Consider the following 24,662-nt stretch of genomic DNA (forward strand, 5'->3'; position numbering starts at 1 on the left):
TTGGAAAGTGAAGAATGGTTGAATTTAAAGTTTGAAAACTAAACATAAAATCGTAATATTAACACTCTGATTTACGAGACAAAGTCGTCTTGTTAAAGGCGTAATCAAAATTTATATTCTTGAAGTTAGCTCACCGGAGAGAGATTGAAAACTTGTTGAAATTTGACTCTAATTTACCTTTTATAGTTAAAAACAACTGTTTTAGCCTTGTCTAAAAATATTGTGTATGAATTTGTTTTCCAGTAATTTATGTACTTTGAATTGAAGTATTGGTATTAATTTTTTAAATTTTTATTAGAACAGGGTTTTTCTGAGTTATTCTTGGTCTTTTAGGGACTTTATTTCATCTCTTAACTTTGCTGCTTGCATAAAATCAAGCTCTTTTGCAGCTTTTTCCATCGCCTTTCTTTTGTCCTTGATCAACTTTTCAATTTGCTCTTTTGTTAGATAATCCATATCAGGTTCGGCTGCTCTTAACTCCTCTTTTATGAAGTGATAAGTAGACACGGAATTTTTAGATAGCACATTGTCCAAGCTTTTATTTAATGCTTTTGGAGTTACGTTATTATCGGTGTTGTATTTGATCTGTTTTTCTCTACGATAAGCTGTCTCGTCAATAGTTTTTTGCATGCTTTCCGTTATCTTATCTGCGTACATGATCGCCTTGCCATTTAGGTTTCTTGCAGCTCTACCAACAGTCTGTGTTAACGATCGGTTACTTCTTAGGAATCCTTCTTTATCGGCATCCAATATTACGACCAAAGATACCTCTGGTAAGTCTAGTCCTTCACGTAATAAATTCACGCCGATCAGTACATCAAAAATACCTTTTCGTAAATCTTGCATGATTTCAACACGTTCTAAAGTGTCAACATCACTATGAATATATCTACATCTAATGTTAATTCTATCTAGGTATTTTGCCAATTCTTCTGCCATTCTTTTGGTCAATGTTGTAACCAAAGTCCGTTCGTCTTTTTCTACCCGTACCTGTATCTCTTCAACCAAATCATCGATCTGGTTTAAACTAGGTCTTACTTCTATAATAGGATCTAAAAGTCCGGTTGGTCTAATTACTTGTTCTACATAAACACCTTGACTCAATTGCAATTCGTAATCCGCCGGAGTTGCACTCACATACAATACCTGATTTTGCAATGCTTCAAATTCTTCAAATTTTAAAGGTCTGTTATCCATTGCGGCGGGTAAGCGAAAACCATATTCCACTAAATTGATTTTACGTGAACGGTCACCACCATACATGGCATGTACTTGTGGTATGGTCACATGGCTCTCATCGATCACCATTAAATAATCATCTGGAAAGTAATCCAACAAACAGAAGGGTCTTGTACCGGGTTCCCTACCATCTAAATATCTTGAATAATTCTCAATACCTGAACAATAACCCAATTCACGAATCATTTCTAAATCAAAATTGGTTCGCTCTTCAAGTCTTTTAGCTTCTAAGGGTTTTGCAATGTCCTTGAAATAATCTATTTGCTTAACAAGGTCATCCTGTATGTTATGAATGGCATTCTGTAGCACATCTTTAGAGGTTACGAACATATTAGCAGGGTATATGTTCAAATTTTCATAAACTTCTATAATCGTATTGTTAAACGGATCAAACGCCTCGATTTCCTCTATCTCATCCCCAAAGAAATGTATTCTAAAAGCGTGATCGGCATAACTAGGGAAAACATCTACTACATCTCCTTTTACCCTAAAGTTTCCATTTTTAAAGTCAGCCATAGTTCTTGAGTAAAGAGATTGCACCAATTGGTGCATTAACTTAGTTCTAGCTATTACTTGATCTTTTTTAATGGAAATAACGTTTTTCTGAAATTCAATGGGATTACCAATACCATACAGACAGGATACGGATGCGATAACGATAACATCTCTTCTGCCAGATAATAAGGATGATGTAGCGCTTAAACGTAACTTTTCTATGTCCTCGTTTATAGACAGATCCTTTTCAATATATACACCGCTAGTGGGTATATATGCTTCTGGTTGGTAGTAATCATAATAGGACACAAAATACTCCACGGCATTATCAGGGAAAAACTGCTTAAATTCAGAATAAAGCTGCGCGGCTAAGGTTTTGTTGTGAGCCAATAGAAGAGTTGGTTTCTGAACGTTTTCTATAACATTGGCTACAGTAAAGGTTTTACCTGACCCTGTAACACCTAATAAAGTCTGGTATTTTTCCTTTTCATTTATGCCCTTTACTAATTCTTTTATGGCATTTGGCTGGTCACCGGTGGGTTTGAACTCTGATACAACTTTGAATTTCATGCTATAAAATTACGAAAGAAGTACCATTTATATGAGTTGGATAAAAAGATTCGTTATACCTATCGCAACAGTGAGAAATGTCCTTTTATTATTTCTTGGTTTTCTGAATTTTCAAAACGATACCAAAAATCAGAAGAAGGTAATGGTTTACCATTAAAAGTGCCGTTCCAATAATTGTCCAATCTATTGGTTTGATATATTAATTTTCCATAGCGGTCAAAAATAGTTAATTTCCCATTAGGGGAACAACTTTCAATAATAGGAACGTAAAAGTCATTTATACCGTCATTGTTAGGTGTAAAAAAGTTTGGAAAATCTATAGTGCAAGATGCATTTTGATCAGTGTCTGTATCTTCGCAAAACTCTGAACTTATCATTATGGAGAAACTATTTTCAACAGAACATTGTTCGTTTTCAGAATAAACGTAAAGGGTTTGTATCACATTTATATTATCACCTGGAAATAATTGGGAGCCAGTTCCATTTGGTTGGGTAAAATAATTACCTGTAGAAAGTTGGGGCAAAGTATAACTTGCACAAGCGTTGACATCGGCAGGGTCATCTGCTGTAGGTGGCGTACCGATCTGAATATCGAATTGGTTCTCATCCGAACAACCGCTAGTGCCTGCATACACATAAATAACCTGCGAAGTCGTAATCATATCCCCGGCATTCAACTGGGTACCGCCTGCGTTGGCCTGCGTATAATAGGAATTACCTGCGGAAAGCGCTGGCAAGGTGTAGCTTGCACATTCGTTTACATCGGCAGGGTCATCTGCTGTAGGTGCCGTTCCTATCTGAATATCGAATTGGTTCTCATCCGAACAACCGATAGTGCCTGCATACACATAAATAACTTGTGAAGTAGTAATCATATCCCCGGCATTCAACTGGGTGCCTCCTGCGTTGGTCTGCGTATAATAGGAATTACCTGCTGAAAGCGCGGGCAAGGTGTAGCTTGCACAAGCATTGACATCTGCAGGGTCATCTGCTGTAGGCGGCGTTCCTATCTGAATATCGAATTGGTTCTCATCCGAACAACCGCTAGTGCCTGCATACACATAAATAACCTGTGAAGTGGTAATCATATCCCCGGCATTCAATTGTGTGCCGCCTGCGTTGGTCTGGGTATAATAGGAATTACCTGCGGAAAGCGCTGGCAGGGTGTAACTTGCACATGCGTTGACATCTGCAGGGTCATCTGCTGTAGGCGGCGTTCCTATCTGAATATTGAATTGGTTCTCATCCGAACAACCGCTAGTGCCTGCATATACATAAATAACCTGTGAAGTGGTAATCATATCCCCGGCATTCAACTGGGTACCTCCTGCGTTGGACTGCGTATAATAGGAATTACCTGCGGAAAGCGCTGGCAGGGTGTAATTTGCACAAGCATTGATATCTGCAGGGTCATCTGCTGTAGGCGGCGTTCCTATCTGAATATCGAATTGGTTCTCATCCGAACAACCGCTAGTGCCTGCATATACATAAATAACCTGTGAAGTGGTAATCATATCCCCGGCATTCAACTGGGTACCTCCTGCGTTGGACTGCGTATAATAGGAATTACCTGCGGAAAGCGCTGGCAAGATGTAGCTTGCACAAGCGTTGACATCTGCAGGGTCATCTGCGGTTGGCATTACACAGTTAACTACTATGGTTATGTCATTTCGTATAAGAGTTAGATCGATTACAATATCACTTGTTATTTCTGCATGATAAACCCCAGCATCTGCAGCTTGAATGTTATTTAGTACTAGTGTAGGGCTATCTGGAGCACCTACAATTGGTACACCATTTTTAAACCATTGATAATGATTTTGAGATCCACTAACCGTTGTGGTTAAAGTAACGGTATTACCCAAATTCTCATTTAAAGTTAAAATGTTATTGACCTTGGCTTGTGGGTTATCACGAAAACCAGAAAAATTTGCATCATAAAAAGGGAATTCACTTTCAAAATCCCCAAATTGAAAACGATTGTCTGCTATATTTAGATTTGTTGTAAAACCAGAAATTATAGTAAAATCAGGAACTGTACCTTCAAGTTGGTTATTATTTACATTAAAATTGTTGAGATTATTCCATTGATTATAAGTTGGTGGTATAGTTCCGGAAAAGGCATTATTAAATGCATTGAAGACCGCTAGGTTAGTCCATTGGTCATATGATTGGGGTAAACTTCCACTTAAATTATTATTGTGAACATTAAAATTTGTTAGACTGGTCCATTGCGAAAAACTAGAAGGCAAAGTGCCAGAAAGTCTATTGTCGTTGACCGTAAAATACTCCATTTGAGTAAAATTTGAATAACTGGCGGGAATAGTACCTTCCAAGTCGTTATTGAATACTTCAAATCGAATAATATTGGTCTAACTAGAATAACTATCAGGTAACGTACCTGAAATTAGATTGTTCGCAACACTGAAATATTCCATATTAACCAAATTGGACAGTGAACCTGGTAAAGTGCCGGTCAGTGCATTGCCCCATAGGTCTAAAGTGGTTAAATTTACCAGATTGCCATATGAGACTGGAATAGAGCCTGTAAGACCGCCATCAATGGTATTACTGTAAGAACTTAAATCAAGAATTCGTAGGTTGGTAAGTTCAGAATACTCATCCGGTAAATTTCCATCAATATATGTAGCTTGTATTGATAGTTCTGTCAAGTTCGTTAAGTTTCTCAGAGAGACTGGTAGATTACCCGTTAATGCATTGTTTCCAATTCGTAATGACCTTAATGCTGTTAAGTTTCCTAAGCTTGCTGGTATGGTTCCGGTGAGATTATTTTCGGAGAGGTTGAGATATTGCAAGTTCACCAAATCACCATACTCAGGATAAATGGTTCCTGTGAAATTATTATTGCCTAAATACAACTCGGTTAATTGAGTCATATCCGTTATTTCGATGGGAATTGTCCCAGTAAGATCATTATATAAAACATTCAAGGAAATTAAGCTTGGCATGGTTGTTATACTTACTGGAAGAGGACCGGTAAGTCCGCTTGCCGATAGGTCCAGTATTATTAAAAATTCCAAATCTGCCAATTCATCGGGAATAGAGCCTGATTGAATATTACCAGAATTCGCTAAATTGGTAGGATTCATATCCATAAAAATTACATTTCCACCGGCAATGGTTAAGCCATACCAATCGCTGGTCACAGGTCCTGTGAAATCCCAATCATTCCCAGGATCGGCATCAGTTTGGCTGGTCCACGTATCACCATTTGTTGCTGTATAAAATGCTTGCAGTGCTGCTCTTTCAACCATGGTAACTTGAGCGGATAAAACACCAAATATTCCCAAAAAACAGATAAGACTTAAAAATTTATTCATTACTTAATTTTAAAAAAAAGACGTGCCTTATTTTAAGTTAAGTGGTCAATATAAACACTTTATATCTCATTGAGATATAATTGATGAATTTTTAGATTAACGGAAGAAAGTAGCTGTAACCTTACAACAATCACTTTCTATCTTGCTATTGTCACTTGTGAAGTTTGTAACAATTTCTATTCAAAATATTCAATAAAAAAGAACTTTAATTGGAAGTAAACAATGTAAAAACTAGGGTTTGGAAAATGGGATATATCCTTATAATTCTTAGGGATTATCGTTTCAAACTAAAATGACCCTTAACCTCCTTATTTGAAATCGTTACCGCTTTAAACCAATAATCAGATTCAGGTAGAGGTCTACCGTTGAAAATACCATTCCAACCCTTTTTGTCCGGTGATAATTGTGCCAAAAGTGAACCGAATCTATCATAAATAAAAATTACCGAAATATTGCTTTCTCCTGTTTCTATGGGTGGTATAAATCTCCAAAAATCGTTAACACCATCTCCATTAGGAGTAAAGAATTTTGGAAAACCATTAACGGTTAAATCTTGCTCTACCTGCCATTGTGCTGTTCCACAACCTTCTTTATCACGGACATAGACAGTGTGATTTTCAAGTGATATGTTGTTGAATCTATTGCTATCTTGATAGGGACCGTTTTCATTGTCCAAGGCAAATTCATAATTACCTGGTGTAGTGGTATTGATGATGTAGTTTAGTGAGTTAGCGCCTATGTCAACAGATACGTCTTCTATTTTTGGAGCTTCTGATATGGTGACTTCAAACATTTTAGAAGAGGAACATTCAAACGTACTGCCGGAATCTTCTACTATTACATAAGCTTCATAAATATACTTTCCTTCGGTATCAATGAATACTTCTGAGCTTGAGGATAATAGAGATTCGTTTCCTCTTTCATCCAATTGGTACCATCTATAACCATCCACTTCATCAGTTGCGGTAATTCTGTTTAATTCATTTCCATCGCAAATAGAAATTGTATCAGGAAATGTTAACTGGGGGTTTAAAACGATTAAATCTCCGCTTGTTGGATCAAAATAGGGACCGCAACCCAATATAGTGGAGAACGTTTCTTGACTACACCCAATGGCTTCACCTGCTTCATTAAAGGGAATAATAGAAATAAAAAATGTGCGATTAGGCTCTAGGTCAATAATTACGGTCGAATTTTTAAATAGTATGGCATTCTCCAAAATATTGGTTTCAAAGGGCGATGTGCCTATAGATACTCTGTAACCCGTTGCATTTGGTACTGGGTTCCATTCCAGAAATTTGTCTAAAGGTACATTGGTTTCCCCGTCAAAGGGAGTGATCATACTTGTGCATTGGGGTAATATAGCTGCCTCAGCTGTCGTAAAAATGATCGTATTGCAACCCGTTGCCATTCCTATGCTATTGTAAGGTATTATGTTTACAAAAATATTAGCTTCTGAAGGTAAGTCTGTGGGCGGATTATAAGAAAGATTGTTGCCAATATCTAAATTGTTGAGAATCTCACTACCGTTCAAAGTAGTTCCAATAGATAAAATATAACCGGAAGCACCTGAGGCTGCGCTCCATGAAATATTGGTGCTTGTATTTATATTGTTGGCATTGTTTGAAGGCAATGTAGATGGTACACAATCTGGTACTTCGGTTAAAGCTGCCGTGGTAAATCTTTGGATATCACAAACAATATTTAGTTGGTTAAAAAAGAATAATGTGATGGTTACGAATATTTCGGTATTCTCCGGTAGCCCGGTGGGTGGACTAAAACTGGTAGATGTTCCTACATTTCTTTCGTTTACAATGTCATTACCACCAACGGTTGTTCCAAGTGAAATAATATAACCAGGTACACCGGTTACAGCTTCCCAAGTTATAGGCGAATTAACAGGAACTGAGATCGCTCCATCTGTAGGGTTTAACAATGAGGGACATTCTTGTGCAATTGATTTTAAACTGGTGAAAAATAAAGCTACAAAAAGTATGGGCAAAGCCAATAGCTGGGGTAATCGTATGTCCCATATTTCTTTCATAGCATTTTTGTAAACAATACAATATACTATAAAATGAAAATTTATGGTTGGTTATCCTTGTTAAATAGGACCATGTGTTGCGTCCGGTAGATGAATTAAATTAGAGGTCGCGCCTTTTTAATATTTTGTATGAGCCGTAAATGAAAATAGCTGTCCAAAATAATACTATGATGACTTCGTACCAATGAACGTGATAGTTCAAAGCTAATTTTTCTCCCATTTGATTAGCTACTGATTGTACTGCGCCTAACCTGGAAAATGGTTCTTTAATGAGATTGAACATGGATTGTAGCGGAAACAAATTCATAATGGAATCTGTGGTTTCCCCGTCAAAAAACTTCCAACGTAAGATGCCTCTAAATATACCTTCAAAAACTTGCCAAAGGATCAAAAAACCTAAAGCAAATGCGGATCGTTTAACAAATACTCCTAAAAAAAGACAGAAGGAAAAGAAACCCGTTAGTTTAACAAAAAATGCCAATAGAAACTCTAAATCGGTAAAAATGATAGATAATTCATTAAAATCGGAATAAAACAATCCCAAAATGAGCGAAACTATAAACACAAATATTGTGGATACTAAGGAAAAGGTAATTACGGTTAAAAATTTAGAAAGTATAAACTCTTTTTTTGAAAGTCCGTCTATTAGGTTCTGTTTTATCGTTTTATTGCTGTATTCATTAGACATCATTGAAACGATCACTATGGCCAAGAACAATTTAAAGAACGCGGTTATAAATGTGTTGAAATGCCATATATAGGGAAAGTTGAATATCCCTTGGTCTGCCAAATGAAATTTTATGGGACCTATATCAAATTTAATTGCCGCTACCAAAGCGATTGATGTTAATAAAGCGAAGTAAGAAATGATCAGCACTTTGCTAGCCCTGTTATTCCACAATTTTATAAATTCTATTTGAAGTAATCGTATCATTTGGAAGGGGTATTAAGCGTTAACATTTTTGGTTAGTGCCAAGAATTGCTCTTCTAGACTTTCTTTTCTTTTCACTAGGTGTGAAGCAATTATGCCATTGTCAAAAAGAAGTTTGTTTAAAGTTTGGGCATCTAACTCAGTAGTTAAAAAAGCTGTGACCAGACCATTTTCTTCTTTTATGTTACCAAAATGTTCATTGTTGTTCAAGTAGGCAAAAAGCTTATCCGTATCTGAAGATTTAAGTTCAAAAAAGCCAAAACTTGCTTGTAAACTGTCTACTCTGCCAGAATACAATTTTTCTCCTTTTCTTAAAATAACTACATGAGAGCAAACTTTTTCAACTTCATCCAATAAATGTGATGCCAATAGTATAGTTGTACCCTTTGCTGCGATAGTCTTAATAATCTCCCTGATTTGATGAATTCCTTGTGGGTCTAGTCCATTGGTAGGTTCATCTAGGATTAAGATTTCAGGATCGTTCAGTAGGGCAGAGGCAATGGCTAAACGTTGCTTCATCCCCAAGGAATAGGTTTTAAACTTGCTGTTTTTTCTATCCAGTAAACCAACAAGTTCAAGCTTTTCTTCAATTTTATCTTCAGGTACTTCTTTAATTTTACAAACCAATTTCAAGTTTTGTAAAGCGGTCATGTAAGGGTAGAAATTTGGACGCTCAATAATAGCTCCAACTTTTTTCAAGGCTTCATGTGTAGAAGTGCCCCCACCGAACCAAGCAAAATCTCCACTTGATTTATTGACGACATTTAAAACGATGCCCAATGTAGTGGATTTTCCGCTGCCGTTGGGACCTAGAATACCGTAGACATTTCCTTTTTCAATTGTGAACGAAAGATCTTTTACCGCAGTTAGATACCCAAATTTTTTAGTAAGATGATTGACTGATAGAATAGTACTCACGTCAAGTGTTTTTTGATTGATTATGCTTACTTGACGACTTACTTGACAGTTTGTTACAAAAAATATTACATTCTTGTTGCTCGGAAGGTAATTCTGCGGTTGGTGATTACTGTGGTAGGTGTTTTAAAATTGACCGTTACACTTTCAGAAGGGTCGTCTGTTGTTATGTTGCTATCCGTTTGGTCTTGAGAATTACTAATATTATTTGTGTAAGTAGCCGTTGAAGTATTTATATCCGGTAGCGTAACTCGTGTAACCAATGTTAAAGTTTCAAGATCCCCACTGGACATATTACCAATAGACCAATTAGGATATGAAAAACTTCCTTTTGAAATGGAAGATGATACAAGGGTTATACCATCTGGTAATAAATCAGTTATGACTAGATTGGAAATTGGATTTACCCCTAGACTTTCTACAGTTATGGTAAAAGTAACTTCGTCGCCATCATTGACAATATTGGTGTCCGCCACTTTTTTGATAACTACATCAGGTAAACAATAATATGCTGCTATAGGTTGAGAATCATAAGTACAACCACCCTTTGTAACTCTAACAAAATAATCGCCAGCCTCGGTCGGGTTATAACTTGAAAATACTGCGCCGGGTACAATAGTTCCATTTTGATACCATTGATAGGCATCAAAATTGGCATCTACCACACTAATGATAGCTCCTGGCAAACATCCGCCACCTTCCACTTCAAGGTCGACTTCGGGCACAGTGTCAAATCCGGAGAAATAACCGGCAATACCTCTTGCACCACTAAATCCAATAAACCCTACAGCGATCGGTCCGGTGGACTCTACAGTAACATCTCCTGTTAGCCCTGCTACAAAATAAGTTTTCCACAAAGTTGTACCGGCTACTGCAGAAGATGCAGGTAATGTAACAGGTCCATTTTCATCAGTAACTGTTATGTTTTCATCTGGGGTGGTGGTAGAGGCTATTATGGTTACACCACCGCTCATAGTTACCCCGGCAGCATCTTCAATATGCGTTATATTATCCACAGCATCCGGTAACAAACAGTTTACTGGGGCAATGAAATTTAGTCCTTGTGTGTAAATGGCACTTGCACCCGCCATTAATTGATAAGCATAGGCATCTTTAGAAGTAGTTACATACATGTTACCCCCAGCAGAAGACACCGAATAGTTACTTTCGGGAATTTCAAAATAATCACCATTATTGATAGTGGCTATTGGGGTGGTGTTTCCATTTACATAAATATTTGTTCCATTTTGCGTACCTATGATAATGGGTATTTCCGTTTCGCTAGTTCCGTTTCCTCTTATAAAAACATATTCTTTACCAATTTTATTTTGTGGTACGGGTTGGTCTATCGCAGCATCTCTACCTGAGTAACCGACCCTAGCACCGGTATTTAGACCACCGTTACTGATAACTATAGGTTTGTTTGAAATTACATCTGCTCCTAACCAACCATCTGCATTTGCAGGGGTTTCACCTACATATGCCTCAAATACAAAAGATTCATTAGCATCTAAAGTTATAGTGTAAGAGTCTGCAGTTATTCCATCTCTATCGTTCCCCAGTCTAAATTCACAGTCTGGATCATACCCTGAAAGTGTTACGGTGGTGCCATCTTCTGTAGCCATAATTCCCAAAGTGTTGGTTAAGCTATTTTGAGAACCTTTATTAGGTGTACCTCCCCATTTGAAATGAGTACCCATTGCTTGCCGACCCTTACTGGTTAGAGATGTAGCTTGAGATCCCGATCGACCTCTGTAATTGGCATAAAATTTTTCTCCACCTGGAGCTTCTAACCTAAGACCTGCATTGGTTAGTACAACACCGGTGCTATCATTGACCATTAAGGTTATATTATTATCACCATTGGCTAATGTTATTTCTTGAGGTGTGGTTTTTGATAAGGTCGCCGTACTAAAAAGGGCAGTAGATGTACCTTGATAAATATTTACTGTAAATGCCGTTGTTTCAGGAGTTGATAAATAGATTTTTTGTTGTGTAACGGCTTGGTTGTTTCCTCCTTGTTTTAATGGGGGTAAATAGTGAAGATCACTTAACTGGGAAAACCCGGTAAAGGAAACCATTATAAAAATTATAAATAAAAGTAATTTTTGCCTCATTATATTTTTGGAGTGCGAGTAATCAAAGTAACCTACTACAAATTAAAATCACAATTAATAGTTGTAAAACACCGTAAATACGTGGTAATTGTAAAAAAAAACAGAGGTAGTTATACGTACTACCTCTATTTTTTTATTATCTATAAAGGGTGAAATTACCTACCATTTCCCTTGTGTCAGCTTCACCATTTAATTTAATGATGTACCAATAGTCTCCGGTTGGCAATTCATTGTTTTGATAAAAACCATCCCAGCCATCTTCATTATCCTTAAAGGTATAAACGGTTCTACCGTATCTATCATAGATCGAAACAAAGATTTCAGGGTATATCTCTATGTTCAATGGCATCCAAATATCGTTTTCTCCATCACCATTTGGTGTAAAGAAATTTGGGATTTCAATATCAATGAATTCTATAAATATACTTGCAGTAGATTCGCATCCGTTTTCATCTACTACGGTTACATCGTATGTATTGGTTTCGGTAATGTAAAATACATTTTCAGAACCCATATCCCTATCGCCTAAATAGAACGTATAATTTTCTCTACCTCCGGTAACAGTTGCGGTTATTTGGTTAATATTACTTTCTTCAACACTGATCTCTAGAGGTTCAAAAGCTTCTATTTCCACTTCATAAGTAGTTAAACAGCCATTTGCATGGGAAATACTGATATAGTGACTACCTGGTGTCAACTCTCTGAACATTGGGTTCAGTTGCATCTCCAAAGGATCAACTGTGTCAAGTCCAAATAGTACATCATTTTCAATACTTGGGTCATTAAGTACAATATTTAAATAATTACTTGGGAAGTTACCGTTACAACCATATACCGGTTCAACGGTTGCGCTTAAGTCAACCCCCGGATCAATAGTAACTATAATCGTTTCATCGCAGCCTTGCGCGTCTTCAATAAAGATGATATAATCACCCGCTGCCAAGTCTGTAAAGCTCAATCTATCCTGTACAAAATCTGTTTCACTTTCCAAACGTGTACTGTAAGGTGCGGTACCGCCAATAATAGTCAAGTCAATTGTACCATCTTCTTCGCCCACGCAAATCTCGGGTGTACTGGCAATGGTCACTTCAAGAATTTCCGGTTCGGTGATAGTTGCCTCAATCAATTCAAAACAGCCATTAGAATCTTGAGCAATAATGGTATAATCACCAGGTGCCAATTCATCGAACGTATTATCATCACTAAAGCGATCTAAGTTAGGTGAAATAGCAAATTGATAAGAGCCCGAACCACCAAGCATATTGACAGTAATGCTACCATCATTAGCTCCGTTACAAGTGACATTTACAATATTGGTGTTGTTGGTGTCAATTAAAAGTTCATCTGGTTCAGTAATATTGATCATTGCCGAAGACACTTCACAATCATCGCTCTGTACTCTAACGTAGTAGGTACCGGCAATCAAGTTTGTAAACAATCCGGTGGATTGATTAGCGCGTACTTCTACAGTTAGACCGGCGTCCGAAAATAAAGCATATTGGTAATTACCCAAGCCGCCTTGTGCCTCTGCATCGATTACTCCGGTATTATCGCCATAACAACTAATTGTTGGGTTATCGTTTTCAAGGTTGACCGTTAAAGGTATGATTGGGTTGATCGTAATACTATTGCTTAATACGGATACACAACCAAGATTATCTTGAATGTAATAAACATAAGTGCCTGGTTGAACACCTGTAAATAAATGGGTGTTGGGTCCATTGGTTTCGTTCATTGCATAGAATGTAGATGAGCCATCTTCATTCCACATATATGGACCTGTACCACCAGAAGCTGTCAGTAACAATTCGGCATCGTTTAAACATGTTGCTCTTTGTGCAGTTACTAGTTGGCCCTTAACCTCAATAGGCTCTATGATCTGAACAATTGCAGTTTCGTCAGAACAATTTAAATCGTCTAGAACGGTAATACTGTAATACCCTGATCTTAAATTGGTGAAAGTAGCAGTAGTCTGGGTGCTTGTTGTTTGCAATAGGGTTGCTCCCGGTCCGTCGCCATCATAGGTGTTAAGAACATACCTATAGTTAGTGGAAACCGACCTAGGTGTAAACCCGGCTGTTATTTCTCCATCTGCATCACCTTCACACTCTAAACCTTGAACAGCTTGAATATTAGCTATAATTGGTTCTGGAGGAGTTAATGTAAATGCATTGGTGAAAGTTTCTGTACAACCTAAACTATCGGTTACTTCTACAGTATATTGACCGTCGCTTAATCCTGTAAATAAATTGCTATTTACTTGGTTGGCAGTATAATTAGTACTTGTGCTAATATGTGTTAATACAATATTGAACGGCCCTTTACCACCATTAGGTGTAATGTTGGCACTGCCCATATCATTGCTACAGCCCACATCTGTAGTGGCAATAGTAGCTAACGTTATAGGTGCGCTAGGAGAGGTAATCGTAAACGACCTTTCTTGTACACATTCTGGAGTACCCACTTGTGATGCTCTCAATATATAACTTCCGGCAGCAACCGGTATGGCAGCTGTAGTTCCTGTTCCGTTGAAAATTCCAGTATCATCCGTTCTTGTGGTAGATGTGCCATTGGCATGTAAAACTTCCCAATTGAAATCTCCGGTATACGTGGTATCTGTAAATGTTACTTCTATAGCCCCGTCTGTTCCAAAACATACAACATCTGAAAGTTTATTTACTTCAATATCGAACGTATTTGGGTTTTCAACGATATGGGTTCTAGTAATTTCACAACCAGTGGTCACATTCCTTATTCCTATGGTGTACGTGCCAATTGCAAGATTTACAAAGGTATTATCACCTGTTTGATAGGTTGCAGATGGTAAAATTCTAAATTCGTAATTACCTAGGTTTGCAGTTGTATTTGTAACGGTGCTATTTACATTTATAGTAATGTTTTCTCCGCTGTTTACACAGTCTAAATCTCTATCCACTATGATGGTTGCATCTATGAAAGTGTCATACGGGTCAATAGTTACAATATGTTCGGCAAAACAACCTTCATCGTCATAAACACGAACAATGATATCACCACCTGCCGCGTCTGTATGGGTATAGGTTAAACTACTACTGTTTTGTAATACGGTAGAAGTAGCGTCATCTATGAACTCAAAACGGTTGAACGTTCCGCTACCACCACCAAAAGTTGAATCATCTATAGTAATTGTGGCATTATTACCGTCATTACCGTTAGTACAACCAAATTGTACTGGAATCGGAGCGGCAAATGTCACAGCTAAATTCTCATCTACAATTACCGTTTTTACCGTTGTGCAGTTATTTGATCCTGTTGCTGTTACATCATACGTTCCACCTGGTAAATCTATAAAAGATTGTGTGCTTGCATCCCAATGAGAAGCTGTGTTCCAACCTACAATTGCAGGAACTGGGTTTAAATCATAGGTCAACGGATTGTTGCCATTATTTACTTGAACCAATTCGATACTACCATCATCGGCACCATTACAGCTAACAGGGTTAGGAGTAGGAGTGAAATCTGGTTGTATGGCAACTGGCACGACAACAGTAAAACTTCTAAAACATTCTGGTGTTGTTGTATCGGTGTCAAAAACATTTACGGTGTACGTACCTGCAACATCTATCAGTGCATTATGTAAGGTAGTACTTGGTGTTGTTAGTGCTTGACGAGCAACTTTTTCCGTACCGTCACTATTTAATATTCTAAACTCATAATTTCCAGAACCAGAAATACCTTCAATAGCTATTTCGGCCTCATAACCTGCACCACAACCTAATTGTTTAGCTAAAGTTGCCGAAGCTTGTAGAGTAGGGTGAACATCTATATTAATTGTGTCGGAACAACCAGTTTCATCTTTAATATACACATCATAATTACCGGCAGAGACAGAATTGAAAGTATCATCAGTTTGATACGTATTGCCGCCATCGATAGAATAAAGAATTGTACCTGTTCCACTTGCTGTGATGGTAACAGTAGCAGTTGTACTACAATTGGCAATAGCAATATTGTCAATAGTCGGTGCAGCCGTAAAGCTCATGGTAACATCATTAAGCGGGTAAGAGCAACCATATTGATCTTCTACCGTAACGGTATAAGTTCCTGCTGGCGAACCTGCAGCAATCTCAATAGGGTTGTCACCTGTCGCTGTAATAGTGCTAAAAGGAGCTGGTCCAGTAATGGTGTATGAATACGTACCGCCACCACCTTGTAGGTTGTCAATTAAAATTAAACCTGGGCTTTCACATGAAATATCTTGAATAGATTGTGTGTCTCCTGTAATCCCGTCCAGCATTTCTAAAATTTCATTTTCACTTGCACTAATGCATTGTGGAACTCCGCCATTATATTGCTGTACTTCGATATAATATTCATCTTCTGGTAAGCTTGTCACATTTATTGTATTAGAAAAGCTAACAATGCCGCCACTATCTCTAATAACATTACCATCTATATCATATAAGAACCATTCCATATCAGGTTCTACAGAACCATCTGTATCTGTAATGGTATACTCTATTGATCCATTACTTGATCCTTGACAAGCAGGAGTAATAACAGATGTAATATCCATAGGATTGGTTATGATATCATTTACATTAACATTACTTTGTCTAACACAACCAACAGCATCACGTACATAGAACGCGTAGGTTCTACCTGGCACTAGATTATTGAAGGTATGTGTAGTACCTGCAGCATAAGGCGTTGTCCATCCATTTGCAGGGGTAATTATATTGAAATTGGCTGGGTCCTCTGAATATGTATATTCATAAGGTGCGGTACCATTTTGACCTCGAACACTAACTTGTAGTTCATTACAATTAACAATTATAGGTAGTATAGTTATGTCTAGATCATCCAAAGGAAAAGGAATGATTAACCTTGGTAAATCTGTCTTACAAATAGTATTACCACTGCCATCTACTGTTCTTATAGATGGTTCCACTTCCTGACCAGAGGTGTACCCTCTAAATTGATCGGAAGTTTGCCAAGTAGCACCACCATCATCACTAAATTGTAATGTGCCTAACGAAGTAGGATAATTAAGAATGTCGAATCCAAAATCGTTAGGGTCTCCTGTACATGCAGTTGGTGTTCTTCCTTCTGCATCTGCTGTAAGTTCAGCTGGTGCTGTGATTGTTACAGATTCCGTTTCAGAACATCCGGCTTCATCGGTAATTATTACATCGTAATCACCTGGTGCAAGATTATAATAGGTTTTAGTAGAACCAACAACATTGGTTTGTACTAGGTCTGGTGTGCCGTTGCTATTATCCACTAATCGGTAATCGAAAGGAGATAATCCGTCATTAATAGTAACTTCAATATTACCTGTGCCGTCATGACATTCTGGGTCAGTTGCTACAGCAGTAATGTCCAATACCGGATTTGCCGATATGGTTTCGGTTACCATAGTTTGGCAAGCATCCGTACCATTTGCTTTATCCCTTACATAGATATCATAATCTCCAATATCCGCCAAGGCAATTGTTGTAGAATTACTTGCTGAAAAATCAGCATCCGTAACCGTAGTTCCAGATGGAACAAAAGCATACATGAAATTGCTATCTCCGCCCGTTGCCGTTGCAGTCAAGCTACCGTTGGCACATACACTTGCATTTACCGGTACTACACTAAGGGAAATTGTAGGTGCAATGGTAATGGATTGTATAGCTGAAACACAGCCATATTCATCATTTACCTCTAAATCATAAGTACCTTCGGATAAGTTGCTGAATGTATAGGTAACGTCGGTTATTGGAGAAGGTGTTTGCCATGCTCCGCCGTTAATTCTAAATGAATAACTACCGTTACCATCGGTTACCGTGGCTGTAACAGTACCATTGTTTTGACCGTCATAACATTGTGTTGCCGTTAAACCAAAAGCAATAGTCTCCGGTTGAGTTACGGTTACGGTAGCCGTTGAAACTGCTTCACAATTATTATCATCCCTTACTCTTACATGGTAGGTACCTGCCGGAACGTTCAAGAACTGTGTTGAGGTAGTGTAGGTCCTTATTACGGTATTATCTGTTAATTCTAACTGATATGTATAACCTGGTGTGCCTTCATTTGCAGATGCTTGCAAAGTTGCCCCAGTATTAAAGCAAGTAAATTCAGCAGTTTGTTGAAGATCTGCCGTTAAAACGTTTGGCGAAGTCAACGTAGCAGATGTGGCTGAGGTTGCGGTACATGAATTGTCATCTACTTTTTCTACCATTACAGTGTACGTACCATCTGCTAATGTTGCAGGGGTTGTAATAGGTGATGTAGTTTCCGTTGTCCAAGTTACACCATTATCAACAGAATACCGGTAACCAAAAGTTGGGTCAAAGTTAGATACTTCAAACCGTATACTACCATTATCACTACCGTTACATGTAGGATCGGTGCTACCTAAAATGGCAACTTCAAAAGTTTTGCCAGATTCTACGATTACTGTAATGTCTTCAGTTTTTTCACATATTTCCGGAGTTTGAGATGCTTGGATATCATCTAGCACCAAGAAATTACCGTTGTCGCTATCAAGATTGGTACGTAGAACCACTCCTACTGCAGTATTTGCACCTGGATTGAATGTAACGGTTCTTAAGTGCCAATCATCGGCATTATTATTTTGGGGAATAGCAGCGGTAGCTTGACTGCTGATAACATTTCCAGAACCGTCTACCAATTCTACCAAAACTTCTGGGTCGTTGCCAGAGGCATTGTCCACTAAAATATTGTAAGCGTAGAATGATATGGTGATATCTTGATCGGTAAGAGCTTCCAATCCGGTTCTAGACCATAATACATTGTTGTTTCCTGCAGACGTACTAACGCCAATTGCCATAAACCTGCCATCTGTTATGCCCGTATGGTCATTAGGACTTCTCCAAGATGTGTTAGGGTTGGTAATTCTGTTCGTTACTGCATATTCCGCATTTACAAGTATTCCTGCAGGACCTAAGTTACAATCCGTTTCAGTTCCATCTTGTGGTTCGTAGCAATATCCTGGTCCTATTTCTGCAATTTGTGTAGTAACCCCAGCACCAAAATTCTCTAAAAATAAGGTACTTTGCTCCGGAGCAACAGTACTGGTATACCCAACAGTTATCGTTTGGGTACCAGAAGCCACATTGTTGAAAATATTGTTATCTATTGGGGCATTATCAGTACCGTTTAATTTATAGGTATAGGTAAAGTCGGTCGTGTTAGAAGGCGTGATCGTCACTATGCCGTCTCCATCACACTCATAAGTAATAGCATTGGTGAACGTAGGAGCTATAGCAGAGCTTGGTACCGTAATCTCTAAAGGTGTTTCACAACCTAGGGCATCTTTGATGGCTAATTGATAGTTGCCGGGAGCCAAACGTTGCTCATCAACGCTGGAGAATGTGCTACCACCATCAAAACTGTAGGTATATGGTGCTTGACCACCACTAGCATTTAAAATTTTTACTAATGCGGTTGGTGTTGCGGCCCCAGAGGTATCACAAGAAGCATCTTCTATTATAGAAGGTGATGCTGTAAGAATGAACGGTTGGGTAACTTCATATTTTAAGGTTTCCGTACAAGCATTACCTGGGTTACTGTTAGAATCCATTACGGTAATGGTATACACTCCTGCGGCTATATTATTAAAGAAGTTTTCTGTCTGATAAGTTGCTCCGCCATCTAAACTGTATTGATAAGGAGCATTGCCACCAGATGCAGTAATCGTCAAAACAGATGTAGCTGAATCTGCACAGGTAATATCTGTGTTCGATGCCGAAATGCTTATGGTACCTAAATCTTCCATTGATACGATATTGGATAATCCATAACATCCGTTATCATCCCTAATTACAAAAACATAATCGCCATCTTCATTAGGAATATAAGTAGAAGGCGAACCTCCATAACCGAATAGGAATGTTGGGTTAGAAGTGAACTCCGAATCTGGAATAGTAGTTTCATCAGCATACGGAGCTACACCATCTTTACTATAGATGGCATATTCATAACCTGTTGTTCCACCAGTTGCCGTTAAATTAATTACTCCGGCAGAACACGTAATATTATCTTGATTTGTTGCTGTTAGCCTCAGTTCGGGAATTTCATCTACGGTTATCGTTTTTTCGTCAATACAACCATCGGTCGTAGTAGTTACCACAACATAATCATCTGCTGAAAGACCAGGAAATGTATACGTGTTGTCAGAAGAAAGTAAATTATTGGCTACCAAATCTCCTTTTCCACCGCTACCGTTATCTAAGTAAAGCTCATAGCTATATTCTGGTGAAACGTTCAATGCTTGTATTGAAATTGTTCCTGCTTCTGTACAATCAAATGGAGTTGAACTTAATGTTGTCTCAAAAATTCTTTCTGCAATACCTATTTCTTCCGTTTCAAATACACAACTGTTTTCAATAGGCTCACCTGTTGAAGGATTTAATTGTGTAATCTGTACTTTGTATGTTCCGCTTGTCGCAATTTCAAAGTTAGGACCTTGACCTGCGCTGAATGGTACTGATATCGTGTTGTTCTCTACATCGTATAATTGATATCCGTAACCTGATCCTAAATCTATAACTCTAATGGAACCATTGGTGTCACAAATGATATCAGATGAATCTGGTTCAGGAATATCCAATGTATTTTGATATGCATTGAAATAGAACCTACTGAAACAACCACCTTCATAACCAATAACTACTCTATATTTACCACTTTCGGTAACGGTAAAATTGTTTTCATCGGATTCCTCTTCCCATGTCCAATTACCATCTGTATTGGCACAGTTGTCGCTTACATCGCCACAAGTAGCAGTGTCACAACTTGTTTCGTCAAGTTTTTCCCAGGTAATGCTCAAAGCATCGGTAATGCCCAATTGTATAAATGCACTATCCAAATCACCACATAGAAAGATATGTGGCATGGAACTGTTGTCATTAGAACAAGTTACCGTCTCACCTTGAATGTCATTATCTGGATTACTGTCACTATTTACTTGATTTAAATAGCTGATGATTGGGTTGGTCTGTGTTTCTCCATAACGCTCAACCGTAATTAATTCTGTATGGTTGGCACATCCTGATGTTGCTGTTTTTTCAACAATATAATTACCTATAGTAGTTACGGTTAGAGTGTTAGATGTACCATCGTCTAAAATAGTATCTCCAGAATCTATAACACCATCGTTGTTATTGTCGATTGCCCAAGTATACGTATCAAAACCTAGACCTGCGGAAAGCGTGCCGCTTGCACCACAAAGTTGAACGGTACGGGCTACGTTACAATTTGCCAAGGCATCTGAAACATTGTTGGCTGCAACTTCTAAAGTAGTGGTACAAGCACCTGCCGGATTACTACCATCTTCATCAGAAAATGTATTGGTGTTCAATGTACCCGTGTAATTGGCATAGGCATGGTTTTCTAGTTGTGAGGCACAGGCCGCAACAAACTCAGAACAGTCCCCAGCTACAGATAACGTTATCTTTATTTTATACTCAGGGTCGTCAATTTGAACCAGACCGTCCGGTATGGTAAAGGTTATTGTTCTGGTGCTTTCGTTGTAACTGTTGGTTACTCCCGGGGCATCATCAATGTTAATATCATCTAAGCTAACGTTATCCGGTAAAACATTTTTAATCGTAAAATTGGTAGCATCATCATCGCCGGTATTCTGAAAACGTATGACATAATTGAATGTGTCACCTAAGTCTACATTTTCACCGTTGATGTCAGTACCACCTAATAATTCTGAGGTATTGCCTAAAACAATTACCGGTGCAAATACTTGAGTGTAAGATGCCGCATTTACCGTACCATCCGTTGGGTCCACTGCAGGAACTCCTGTGCCATATTCACCACCATCACCACCGTCGGCAGCATCATCTTTGTAATATTCGTTGGCATCGCTACAACCATCGCCATCATTATCTAAGTCTAAGTGATCTGGAAAACCATCCAAATCGGTATCTAGATTTGCACAAAATCCGGAAAAGGACGCTGTATTATAGGATAAAAAGGCAACGTCTGCATTTGAACTAAGTTGTAATCTTAGATAAGCAACGTCAGCTAAACTGGCGGTAGGTATACCAAATTCTGATAACTCTACAGTTGCCAAGCGGTAATCTCTAGTGGTATTATTATAAAAAATGCTACCATTAGCATGGTAAATATCCAATCTGTAAGAACCAACTACATTTGCAAGTGCGCCGCCACTATAAGCTTGAACACGTACTGCATTTCCTAAGGGTGCACCTGTTGCATCATAAAGACTAACAACGTGACCAACACCACTTGGGTCTGCCACTTGGGTCAGTAATATATCTGGTATGCCATCACCAACATTGGTAGCTACTATAGGATCTATTTCATAAGTCCATGTGTCACCAATATTAACAATACCGGAACCAAGATCTAACCCATTTTGTCCGTGAGTCAATAAAGGATTTAATGGGTCTGTGGTAGGGTCGTTAATAATGGTCAACCCTAAGGCATTATCGTTGTTTCCGTCATTTAAATTCGCTTCAAATGTTGCTTCGCCATAAATATTATTTGAAGGGGTTAAGGCCATCCAGCTAGATTCTGTAGCTGAAATATCTGAAAATCCATCATTGTTGGAGTCTATTCCATCTAAAAAACCATTACCGTCAGTATCAAAAAGATTATCGTCTGCAACCCCTGTGGAGAAAGTAGTTCCCCCGGACGTGAATGCCAATAATTCATGTGATAAGTTTGGTAAAACCGGATTTCTTGATGTTGTAGAACTTCGCCAAAAACCGGAGTAGTTAGAGAAAATTTCTGTTACCGCAGTACCACCTTGAACAGTGCTGGACGGTGAACTGAAATTAACTTCACTGGATATAATACACATTTGTTCAACAGCATCATAAATTCCATCATTGTCATCATCTAAATCAACACTATCTACAACCCCGTCATTATCGAAATCATTATGAACTATAATTCGTGCAGAGGGCTCATCTCTTGTAAGATTTGCGTCTGTTTGGTCTTGAGTATTGGTTGCTGTATTGACGAGGTTCAGTAAAGGTAAAATGTCTATTTCGTCTGCAATTACTTCTAAAGTTAAAAATGCTACTTCACCGGGAGCCAGCGTTCCAATATTCCACACACTGCCATTAAACGTACCTGTTATTGTTGTCGCTTGTACTAATGAAAGACCAGCGGGAATATTATCCGTAACCTGTAAGTTGGTGATATCATTAAAGTATAAATTCTCTGCCCTAATGGTAAAAGTTGCGGTTTCCCCTTCAACTATTTCAGGTTTGTCCACTGTTTTTTCTATAAGTACGTCTGGTTCACAATAGAAAATTTTAATGGTTTGTGAATCATAGGTACAAGGACCTTTAGTACCTCTAACGTAGTAATCACCTGCAATAGTAGCGGCATATTCAAAAGAATTAGCTCCAGGTATGATCTCACCATCAAAATACCATTGATATGCATCAAAATTGTCATCTGACGCCTCAAATATACTTGAACCGGAAAAACACTCGCCTTCAACACCGCCATTAATTCTTAATACTACTTCGGGTACGGTATCAAATCCTGAAAAATAGCCGGCAACACCTTGTGCACCGTTATAACCAAAAAAGCCTATAGCCATTGGTCCGGTTGAGGTTACACTGATATCACCATCTAAGTTAGGTATGTAAAAAGTTTTCCAATCATCAGAACCGGCAACAGGATCAGAGGCAGGTTTTGAAATTTCAACACCATCTTCAAATACCTTAACATTGGAATCTGGTGTATTAACCGAAGCAATGATAGTTAATCCGCCAGTAACCGTAGTACCAGCAATGTTTCTAATATCTGGAATGTTGTCCATTACATCTGGTAAAAGACAGTTGACCGGAGCAACGAAATTTAAACCTTGAGTATATAAATTACTAGATCCCGCCATAGATTGGTAGGCATAGACGTCTTTTGAAGTTTGAACGAACATGTTAGCACCTACTGAATTGGAGGAGTAATAACTGCTAGGAATTTTAAAGTACTCGCCATTATCAATAGTTGCTAAAGGTGTTGTGCTTCCATTAACGTAAACATGAGTGTTGTCTGCAGTGGCAATAACTAAAGGAAACTCCGTAAGACCATTGGTGTTACCGTTTCCTCGTATAAATACATATTCCTTACCAAGTTTATTGATCGGTACAGGTTGATCAATGCCGGCATCTCTATGGCTTTGTCCGTCTTGACTTCCAAAGTTTATAGAACCATTACTTATTACAATATCTTTGGTAGATACGATAGAGGCACCTATCCAACCGTCTTCATGTGCCTGCGTATGTGTATTGCCAATATATGTTTCATACACGAAAGATTCATTGGCGTTCAATGTTATAGTATGCGAGTTGGCAGTTATACCAGCTCTGTTGCTGCCTACCCTAAATTCACAACCAGGATCATAACCGGATAATACAACGGTTGTATTATCTTCCGTGGCCATAATACCCAATGTATTCGATTTTGATGAGTGGGTACCTTTGTTTGGAACACCTCCCCATTTAAAGTTGGTTCCCATTGCTTGTCTACCTTTGGCGGTCAACGATGCTGCTTGTGAACCAGATTTACCTCTGTAGTTCACATAAAACTTTTCTCCACCGGCTGATACAAAGCGCAACCCGCTATTGGTCAATACTACTCCGGTATTGTTGTTGTCTACAAGGGTGATATTATTGTCTCCATTACCCAAAGTCCAAACACCAGGGTTTAGATTGTCTATGGTAATAGTCCTTTCAATGGTATTAGATGTACCTCTGTACACGTATACATTGAAAGGCGTAGTTTCTGGAGTAGATAAATAAATTGCCTGGTTTTGAATACCTGCATTATTTTGACCTTGCTTCATTGGTGGTAAATAATGCAAGTCGCTCAACTGGGCAGTTCCCAAAAAAGAACTGAAAGCAAGCAGAAAAAATAAATAGGATTTGGTAAGGTGTTTAATCGAAGTAATCATCAGTTTGGTTTCAAGTAGTACTTAAAACAAATAACGATACCTTTTACCTGCTTTCTAAAAAATTGTTGTATAACCG

At 38.3% G+C, this 24,662-nt stretch carries 8 protein-coding genes; all 8 read right to left on the bottom strand.

Features of this window, described 5'->3' with window-relative positions:
• Window positions 1-315: 315 nt before the first annotated feature.
• Complete coding sequence (gene uvrB, locus YQ22_RS13445) at window positions 316-2,304, bottom strand: excinuclease ABC subunit UvrB (RefSeq protein ID WP_071341596.1); 1,989 nt, start codon at window positions 2,302-2,304, stop codon at window positions 316-318.
• A gap of 59 nt (window positions 2,305-2,363) precedes the next feature.
• The gene (locus YQ22_RS13450; protein ID WP_156894577.1) at window positions 2,364-4,598 is read right to left on the bottom strand and encodes a T9SS type B sorting domain-containing protein; all 2,235 of its coding nucleotides are present in this window, start codon (window positions 4,596-4,598) and stop codon (window positions 2,364-2,366) included.
• 78 nt (window positions 4,599-4,676) lie between these two features.
• Entirely contained in the window at window positions 4,677-5,645 is a 969-nt protein-coding gene (locus YQ22_RS13455; RefSeq protein WP_071341598.1) for a leucine-rich repeat domain-containing protein, read from the bottom strand.
• Between the two features lie 274 nt (window positions 5,646-5,919).
• Window positions 5,920-7,689 (bottom strand): T9SS type B sorting domain-containing protein, encoded by a 1,770-nt coding sequence (locus YQ22_RS13460; protein ID WP_071341599.1) that lies wholly within the window; start codon window positions 7,687-7,689, stop codon window positions 5,920-5,922.
• Between the two features lie 100 nt (window positions 7,690-7,789).
• Window positions 7,790-8,623, bottom strand: coding sequence for an ABC transporter permease (locus YQ22_RS13465; RefSeq protein WP_071341600.1), 834 nt, complete (start codon window positions 8,621-8,623; stop codon window positions 7,790-7,792).
• 12 nt (window positions 8,624-8,635) lie between these two features.
• A complete protein-coding gene (locus YQ22_RS13470; protein WP_071341601.1) occupies window positions 8,636-9,538 on the bottom strand; it encodes an ABC transporter ATP-binding protein in 903 nt (300 codons plus the stop codon).
• A gap of 65 nt (window positions 9,539-9,603) precedes the next feature.
• Window positions 9,604-11,616, bottom strand: a complete 2,013-nt coding sequence (locus YQ22_RS13475; RefSeq protein WP_232231190.1) for a DUF11 domain-containing protein — start codon at window positions 11,614-11,616, stop codon at window positions 9,604-9,606.
• Window positions 11,617-11,788: 172 nt separating this feature from the next.
• The gene (locus YQ22_RS13480; RefSeq protein ID WP_071341603.1) at window positions 11,789-24,586 is read right to left on the bottom strand and encodes a T9SS type B sorting domain-containing protein; all 12,798 of its coding nucleotides are present in this window, start codon (window positions 24,584-24,586) and stop codon (window positions 11,789-11,791) included.
• Window positions 24,587-24,662 lie beyond the last annotated feature (76 nt).

The sequence above is a fragment of the Maribacter sp. 1_2014MBL_MicDiv genome (assembly GCF_001865655.1).
In the GTDB taxonomy this organism is placed as follows: Bacteria; Bacteroidota; Bacteroidia; order Flavobacteriales; family Flavobacteriaceae; genus Maribacter; species Maribacter dokdonensis.